This is a genomic window from Stenotrophomonas sp. TWI1149, assembly GCF_039673155.1.
Classification (GTDB): domain Bacteria; phylum Pseudomonadota; class Gammaproteobacteria; order Xanthomonadales; family Xanthomonadaceae; genus Stenotrophomonas; species Stenotrophomonas maltophilia_AA.
In genome coordinates this window covers 98,581-106,156 of sequence record NZ_JBDJLB010000017.1, presented here as the reverse complement: position 1 = coordinate 106,156, position 7,576 = coordinate 98,581, and the positions used below count along the sequence as shown (strand labels likewise).

At 68.0% G+C, this 7,576-nt stretch carries 7 protein-coding genes; 4 read left to right on the top strand and 3 right to left on the bottom strand.

Annotated elements, in window-relative coordinates:
* Nucleotides 1–970: 970 nt before the first annotated feature.
* From ABE424_RS17825 to hemH, 3 genes are all read right to left on the bottom strand, one after another.
* The gene (locus ABE424_RS17825; protein ID WP_346492840.1) at nucleotides 971–2,701 is read right to left on the bottom strand and encodes a methyl-accepting chemotaxis protein; all 1,731 of its coding nucleotides are present in this window, start codon (nucleotides 2,699–2,701) and stop codon (nucleotides 971–973) included.
* Nucleotides 2,702–3,065: 364 nt separating this feature from the next.
* Entirely contained in the window at nucleotides 3,066–3,914 is an 849-nt protein-coding gene (locus tag ABE424_RS17820; protein WP_346492841.1) for an alpha/beta hydrolase, read from the bottom strand.
* The gene (hemH, locus tag ABE424_RS17815) at nucleotides 3,911–4,873 is read right to left on the bottom strand and encodes a ferrochelatase (RefSeq protein ID WP_346479211.1); all 963 of its coding nucleotides are present in this window, start codon (nucleotides 4,871–4,873) and stop codon (nucleotides 3,911–3,913) included. Before hemH ends, ABE424_RS17820 begins: the two co-directional genes overlap by 4 nt.
* Before the next feature lie 187 nt (nucleotides 4,874–5,060).
* Here hemH and ABE424_RS17810 point away from each other — a divergent pair, with 187 nt between their 5' ends.
* The 4 genes from ABE424_RS17810 to tatC all read left to right on the top strand — a co-directional run bounded on the left by ABE424_RS17810 (nucleotide 5,061) and on the right by tatC (nucleotide 7,556).
* Nucleotides 5,061–5,957: a YSC84-related protein gene (locus ABE424_RS17810; RefSeq protein ID WP_121041012.1), complete on the top strand. Its 897-nt coding sequence runs from the start codon at nucleotides 5,061–5,063 to the stop codon at nucleotides 5,955–5,957.
* 73 nt (nucleotides 5,958–6,030) lie between these two features.
* Nucleotides 6,031–6,258 carry a Sec-independent protein translocase subunit TatA gene (gene tatA, locus ABE424_RS17805; RefSeq protein ID WP_019185586.1) on the top strand — a complete coding sequence of 76 codons (228 nt, stop codon included), beginning with the start codon at nucleotides 6,031–6,033 and terminating at the stop codon, nucleotides 6,256–6,258.
* A 15-nt stretch (nucleotides 6,259–6,273) separates the two neighbouring features.
* Nucleotides 6,274–6,810, top strand: a complete 537-nt coding sequence (tatB, locus tag ABE424_RS17800) for a Sec-independent protein translocase protein TatB (protein WP_346492842.1) — start codon at nucleotides 6,274–6,276, stop codon at nucleotides 6,808–6,810.
* Nucleotides 6,807–7,556, top strand: coding sequence for a twin-arginine translocase subunit TatC (gene tatC / locus ABE424_RS17795; RefSeq protein ID WP_176987773.1), 750 nt, complete (start codon nucleotides 6,807–6,809; stop codon nucleotides 7,554–7,556). The genes tatB and tatC overlap by 4 nt, the downstream gene beginning before the upstream one ends.
* Nucleotides 7,557–7,576 lie beyond the last annotated feature (20 nt).

Below are 7,576 nucleotides of genomic sequence, written 5' to 3'. Positions count from 1 at the left end.
TCGGAAGTGAAACGCAGCTGCGCCGATGGTAGTGTGGCCTAAGCCATGCGAGAGTAGGTCATCGCCAGGGTTTTTACCCGAAAACCCCGCTGCTCACGCAGCGGGGTTTTCTTTTTGTCTGCGATTCAGCGACTCAGCGATCCTCCTGGCGAGGACGAACGTCGAGTACGCCGCTTTTCCCGGCGGTCGGCGCTTTCGAATCGGGCATTCTGGATGATGCGGGAACGCACGCCGGGCAACGTCGCATCGCTCACGCCGCGCTTCGGCCGGTGACGGCAGATCACGCGCGGCACGCGCAACGCGGGATATCGATATCGCGGTGGCGAAGGTGCAGCGCATGATTTCCTGCGGGTCCAGGAGGGCCGCACTGGTTCCCGGATCGCTGCACTGGTTCCTGGAGGCTGCACTGGTTCCAGGCGGGCTGCGCCGCGCGAGCGGGGTGCACCCCGTGCATCGTGCGAAGTTTGATCCAGTGGACGTCACCGACAGGCATGCCCGACCAAGCATGGAGCTGGCTGTCGCGGCAGCGTGGACGCTGATCCTGGTGTGCTACCTCTGTGGGTGCCCGTAGCCACCGCGCTGCGCGGGAACGGATCCTGACGACAGGGCACCGGCGACACCACGCCCTGCAAGGTGTGTGTCCGGGGCGGCATGGTCTGGGCAGGATCAGTCAACGCATGGCGCGGAGTGGCCATGCGTTCGGAAGCGAACTCAGTTCGGGGTGCCAAGCGCCACAGACATGCAGCTGGCTGCGGCGAAACAGCTGCGGTTCGCCGGGAAGAGAGGGGTGTCAGCTTCGACCAATGCAGTCCCGGTATCGCTGCCGTAACGCTCTTTGGCCAGCGCGTCCGCTGCACCGGCCCGGAGGCCAACCCAACCATCGCGTGCCAGCCAGGCGGTCGAGCATGTCGCCGCCTGGCTGCAGGACGCGGCGCCGCAGCGGGGCGCTGGGCGTTGACGCAGATGAGGCTTACGCGGCTGCGCGGTAGGCCTGTTCCTGATGACGGAACACCGCGACAGCCTGGGTCAGGTCGGCGGCCTGGGCTTCGAGCAGGCGTGCGGCGGCACTGGCTTCTTCGACGAGGGCGGCATTCTGCTGGGTCGCATCGTCCATCTGTGCGACGGTCTGGTTGACCTGGTCGATGCCCGCCGCCTGCTCCTGCGAGGCCGAGGAGATCTCGGCCATGATGCCGCTGACGCTGGCCACGCTGCTGACGATCTCGCCCATGGTCTGCCCTGCGTCCTGGACCAGGCGCGCGCCTTCGGCGACCTGCACCACGGAGGCATCGATCAATCCTTTGATCTCCTTGGCCGCGTCGGCGGATCGCTGGGCGAGGATGCGCACTTCGCTGGCGACCACCGCAAAGCCGCGGCCCTGCTCGCCGGCACGGGCCGCTTCGACGGCAGCGTTGAGTGCCAGGATGTTGGTCTGGAAGGCGATGCCGTCGATCACCCGGGTGATATCGCCGATCCGTTGCGACGCGGTCTGGATCGCATCCATGGTGGTCACCACCTGGCTGACCACCTGGCTGCCGCGCGTGGCGACATCATGCGCACCGTGCGCCAGCGCGCTGGCCTGGCGTGCGTGCTCGGCGTTCTGGCGCACGGTCGACGTCAGTTCCTCCATCGAGGCGGCGGTCTCTTCCAGATGCGCGGCCTGGCGCTCGGTGCGCTCGGACAGGTCATCGTTGCCGCTGGTGATTTCGTGGGCGGCCAGCGAGATGGAGCCGGTGCACTGTTTGATGCGCTCCACCATCGCGGTCAGCTGCTCGGCGGTGGCGTTGGCATCGCGCTGCATGGCCTGGAACGAGCCATGGAAGTCGCCGTGCATGCGCTGGTCCAGATCGCCATCGGCCAGGGCCGACAGCACGCGGCGGATCTCGCCGACCGTGCCGCCCACGCTGTCCAACAGCTGGTTGATCCCGCCAGTCAGGCTAGTGAGGAAGCTGGCGCCCCCCTCGGTGGCCTGCAGCCGACGATCAAGATCGCCCTTGCTGGCAGCCTCGACGATGTTCGCCACCGCGGTTTCCAGCAGCAGTTCGTGGGTGCGGTCATGCCACTCCACCGCGAAGCCCTGGCGCTGGCCCTGCGCATCGAACACCGGTGTCACCACCTGGGCGAAGTGCACCGGTCCGATCCGCACGCGACCGTGGTGGGTGACCCTCAAGGTGTTGAGGATGCCGCGGATGCGGTCCGGATCCACATGGAAGCGGTGGATGCTGCTGCCGACCAGGCGTTCGGCGTCGAAGTCGGGGAAGGCCTCGCGCAGGCTGGCCTGCTGGTTGCGCAGCAGGCTCACCACGGCCTGGTTGACGTAGCGGATCACGTGGTCGTTGTCGGCGATCATCATCGCCGTGCGCGAGACGTCCAGTGCCTGTCTTACCTGGGCGTCATGGGCATGCCCGATGCTGGCGCGGGCGTGGTCGCGCGCCGCTTCCGCAGCCACGGCGATCGATCGCTGCTCGGCCTGCCGCAGGGCGTGGGCCTGCCGCCGCGAACGCAGCGCCACCAGGCCCAGCAGCACGGCTGCGACCGCGATGAAGGGTAGTCCCCACGGCTGCCGCTGCCAGATCGCCGTGGTCACGGCCGCGGCAAGCAGCACGCCCGTCGCGAGCAGATACGCGCTGTCCACGGAGGCACGGGGCGATCGTGCGCGCCGTTGGTCGGGCGGTCGGGAGGTGGCAGCAGGAAGGGCGGACATGGCGGCTCCAGGATCAGTAGAAAGCAGAGAGCCCGCGGCGCGTACGCACGCAGGCGGATGCCGCACCCGTCACCGGCGTAGCGGTGGGTGCGGCAGCGGGAAGAAACGGATGGGTGCGCAGGGAACGGGCAGCGGCGGACGCCGCGTCGGCGGTGGCGATCACCGCCGGCATGGCCCGGTCCTGTGGGCGATGGCACGGCCAATCCGGCATTGCGACGACGTTCCCTGGAAGCCTGGGTGATGCGCGGCTTCGCAACGGCGGAGCAAGCGACGACAGTGCGGCCGAGGAAAATCGGCCTGCATCATCGGTATCGGTCGCTGCCGGGATAAGTTGAGTGCGACCGTGTGTCGCACCGCGCCGGGACTACCCGGCCAGGAAGGTCCGGATCACCTCGGCCACCACCTGCGGATGCTCCATGTGCAGATGATGCGTGCCCGGGAACACCGCCAGGCGACCGTCGCGCAGCAGCGAGATGCGTTCGCTGCGCAACGGCTCGGGGTAATAGGCCTGCGCCGGGGTGGCGTAGATCACCTGGGTCGGGCATTCGATCGCCGCGAGCAGGTCATCGATCTGCGCTTCGCTCAGGCGCATCGCGGTGGGCAGCATCAGGCGCTGATCGCTGCACCAGCTGTAGCCGCCGTCGACCGGTTTGACGCCACGCTCCACCAGCAGCCGTGCGCACGGCTCGCTGAGCTGGTTGGTCATCATGCGCGCGCGGATCGGTGCGGAAAGGTCGGGGAACACACGCAGCCTGCGGGTGGGCAGCGCACGCGCGGCACGTACATGCTCGCGCAGGCGCTGCGCGGTTTCATTCTCGGGCCCACGCAGGCCGCCCAGCGCTTCGATCGCGACCAGGCGTTCCACGCGTTCCGGTGCGGCGGCCGCGGCAAGGCTGGCGATACCGGCCCCCATCGAATGGCCGAGCAGCACGAAGCGGTCCCAGCCCAGCGCATCGGCGACGTCGAGGACATGGCAGATCGCACCGGGCGTGTTGTATTGCGTGCCGGGCGGCAGATGCGCGCTGTGGCCGTGGCCGGGCAGATCGATCGCGACCAGCTCCAGCCCGGGCAGCTGCGCCGCCAGCGGGACGAAGCTGGCGGCGTTGTCCAGCCAGCCGTGCAGGGCGAGCACACGCTGGCCACCCGTGCCCGGGGAGCGCAGGCCGGCCACCGTGGTGCCGGCAACCGGCAGCGAGAAGGACGTCAGGGTCATGCCAGCGCCGCGATGCTCAGCCGCGACAGCGCCAGTGCATGTGCCTGCGCGTCGTTGAGGCAGGGGATGTAGCGCATCGTCGCGCCGCGCTGGGCGACGGTCTCGGTGAAGCCCATCGCCACTTCTTCCAGGGTTTCCAGACAGTCGGTGGCGAAGCCGGGGCAGACCACGTCCATGCTGCGTACGCCGCGTTCGGCCATCGCCCACAGCGTGGGTTCGGCGTAGGGCTGCAGCCATTTCTCGCGGCCGAACCGCGACTGGTAAGTCAGCTGCCAGGCATCGTCGCTCAGCTCCAGCGCCTGCGCGATCGCCCGCGCACTGGCTTCGCAGCGCTGCGGATAGGGATCGCCGGCGTCGGCCAGACGCTGTGGAATGCCGTGGAAGGAAAACACCAGCGTCTCGCCACGGCCATGCTGATCCCACCACTGGCGGATGCTGCCGGCGACGGCGGCGACCCAGTCCGGATCGACCGCGTAATCGCGCACCAGGGTCACGGTGACCCCGGGGTGCTTGGGCTGCCATTCGCGCACCTGGTCCTCGATCGAGGCGGTGGTGGTCGTCGAATACTGCGGATACAGCGGCAGCACCACGATCCGCTTCATGCCCTCGGCGGCCAGACGATCCAGCTCGGCCGGCAGCGCCGGGCTGCCATAGCGCATCGCGTGGCGCACCCGCAGATCGGGCATCAGGCCCTGCATGGCCTCGGCCAGGCGCCGGGTGTAGACCATCAGCGGGGAGCCGTCCGGCAGCCAGACCTGGGCGTACTTGGCGGCCGAGCGACCACTGCGCAGCGGCAGGATCAGCCCGTACAGCAAGGGTTTCCAGAACAGCGGCGGAATCGCGACCACGCGCGGATCGCTGAGGAACTCAGCCAGGTAGCGACGCACCGCCGGGGCGGTTGGCGTCTCGGGCGTGCCTAGATTGACCGCCAGCACGGCGGTGTCGGGTGCGTCGAGCATGCCGCCATTCTCGCAGGTCTACGCGATTGGCGGGATGGATTTGGATGATGAACGTGATCCAGCAGGCATATCGATAGCCCGGAATACTCATTGCCGATTCATCGCGGGCCTTCTAACGTCGAGAAGCGTATCGACCCCGGTCGTACCTGCCGCTATCTTGTATGAATCGACTTTCTGGAGCCCACCCATGCGCCGCCTCAGCCTTGTACTGCTGATCTCCGCCAGCCTGCTGTCGACCCAGGCGATGGCCGGGCCACAGGAGGACCAGCGCGCCCGCAATGCCGTGCGCGTCCTGAATGAAATCCAGGACATCCCCGAGCAGGGGATTCCGGACAAGCTGCTCGACGAGGGCCGCGCGGTCATCGTCATTCCCGACACGATCAAGGCCGGCCTGGTGATCGGTGGCCGTCGCGGCCACGGCCTGATGTCGGTCAAGACGCCGGACGGCAGCTGGTCCAACCCGGTGTTCGTCAAGCTCACCGGCGGCAGCATCGGCTTCCAGGCCGGCGTGCAGTCCTCCGACGTGGTGCTGGTGTTCCGCAATGACCGCAGCCTGGACAATCTCGTCAACGGCAAATTCACCCTGGGCGCCGATGCCGGCGTCGCCGCAGGTCCGGTCGGCCGCAACGCCGCCGCCGCCACCGATGGCCAGCTGAAGGCTGAAATCTGGTCCTGGTCGCGCGCCCGCGGCCTGTTCGCCGGTGTGGCGCTGGATGGCGCCGTGCTGCAGATCGATGATGCCGCCAACCTGGATGCCTACGGCAGCAACACCACGCCGCGCATGGTGTTCGAAGGCCGCGTCGGCGAGCCGCCGTCGGTGGATGTAGTCGCCTTCCGCGATCGCCTGGAAGAAGCCACCTACACCGCCCGCGAGAAGCGCGGCACCGCGGGCAGTGCGCCTGCACCGGCCCCGGCGCCGCGCGCCGCTGCCGTGCCGGTCCGACCTGAACAGGCACCGGCCCCGGCCGCCGCCGGCGCGACCACCGCCCCGCTGCAGTCCGTGCCGGCGCAACCGGCCCCGCAGCAGGGCTTCCAGCCGGTCGGCGACGGTGAAGTCCGTACCGAATCGCTGGACGGCAACTGACTTTTGTCACGCGCGCCGGCTTACCGCCGGTGCGCTATGCTCAACCGTCTGATCACTACGTAACGAGCGAGTCATGGGCAGTTTCAGCATCTGGCATTGGTTGGTCGTGCTGGTCATCGTTCTGCTGGTGTTCGGCACCAAGAAACTGACCAGCGGCGCCAAGGACCTTGGCAGCGCCGTCAAGGAATTCAAGAAGGGCATGCGCGACGAGGACAAGCCGAATGCGCAGCTCAGCGACAGTTCGCGTCCGCAGGACTCGACGACGACGTCGCAGACCGAGCACGACCGCGACCCGCGCTGATCCGGGCGGCTTGGCGTGTTCGATATCGGTTTCAGTGAACTGCTGGTCATCGCGGTGGTGGCCCTGGTCGTGCTCGGCCCCGAGCGGCTGCCCAAGGCCGCCCGCTTCGCCGGGTTGTGGGTGCGCCGTGCGCGCAACCAGTGGGATTCGGTGAAGCAGGAGCTCGAACGCGAACTGCATGCCGAAGAGATCAAGCGGCAGTTCGACGATGTGAAGTCCTCGGTGCGTGATACCGAGTCGCAGCTGCGCGCCAGTGGCGAAGCGGTCCGCCGCGAAGCCGAGCAGATGCGCCAGGACGTGGCCCGGCAGGCCGATGACGTTGCCGCAGGGGCCGAAGACGAACCGGTGATGACCGGTCCCGCACCGGGCTCCCCGGCCAGCGTGGCCCAGCACGTGGTGGCGACCGACGAGGCCGAACTGCCACGCGATGCGATGTCGCCCCCCGGAATCGACGGCAGCGCGCCCCGTGTGGAGCCGCCCACGGCGTCACCGGCCCTGGCGGACACCGCGCCGCGCACGCCTGCGCCGCCGAGCGAGGAGACACCGCGATGAGCGAGCATGAAAGCAGCGAGAGTTCGCTGGTCGAACACCTGATCGAACTGCGCGCGCGCCTGGTGCGTGCGTTGATCGGCCTGGGCGTGGTGCTGCTGGGGCTGATGCCGTTCTCGCGGCAGATCTACACGATGATCGCCGAACCGCTGATCTCGCAGTTGCCGAACGGGCAGACGATGATCGCGACCAATCCGGCCGGCGCCTTTTTCGCGCCGTTGAAGCTGACGTTCTTCGTGGCGGTGTTCATCGCCGTGCCGTGGCTGTTGTTCCAGCTGTGGTCGTTCGTGGCGCCCGGCCTGTATGCCCGCGAGAAACGCCTGGCGGTGCCCTTGCTGGCCTCGTCGGTGCTGCTGTTCTACCTGGGCTGCGCGTTCGCGTACTTTCTGGTGTTGCCGGCGGTGTTCCACTTCCTCACCACGTTCCGCCCGGAAGTGATTGCGATCACCCCGGACGCGACGGCGTACCTGGATTTCGTGCTGGCGATCTTCTTCGCCTTCGGTACCAGCTTCGAACTGCCGGTGGCGATGGTGATCCTGGTGCTGCTGGGCTGGATCACGCCGCAGCAGTTCAAGGAAGGTCGTGGCTACGCGATCGTCGGCATCTTCGTGCTGGCCGCGGTGCTGACGCCGCCGGACGTGGTCTCGCAGCTGATGCTGGCCATTCCGATGTGTCTGCTCTACGAGCTGGGCATCCATGCCGCGCGCTGGCTGGTGCCACGCGCGGGCGGGAAAGAACAGCCGGAGTGACGCATAAACAGAAACCCCGG

Excerpts from the sequence above, each read along its gene's own strand:
- ABE424_RS17820 (WP_346492841.1), bottom strand. The coding sequence starts at position 3,914 with ATGACCCTGACGTCCTTCTCGCTGCCGGTTGCCGGCACCACGGTGGCC.
- tatC (WP_176987773.1), top strand. The coding sequence starts at position 6,807 with ATGAGCGAGCATGAAAGCAGCGAGAGTTCGCTGGTCGAACACCTGATC.
- hemH (WP_346479211.1), bottom strand. The coding sequence starts at position 4,873 with ATGCTCGACGCACCCGACACCGCCGTGCTGGCGGTCAATCTAGGCACG.
- tatA (WP_019185586.1), top strand. The coding sequence starts at position 6,031 with ATGGGCAGTTTCAGCATCTGGCATTGGTTGGTCGTGCTGGTCATCGTT.
- ABE424_RS17810 (WP_121041012.1), top strand. The coding sequence starts at position 5,061 with ATGCGCCGCCTCAGCCTTGTACTGCTGATCTCCGCCAGCCTGCTGTCG.
- ABE424_RS17825 (WP_346492840.1), bottom strand. The coding sequence starts at position 2,701 with ATGTCCGCCCTTCCTGCTGCCACCTCCCGACCGCCCGACCAACGGCGC.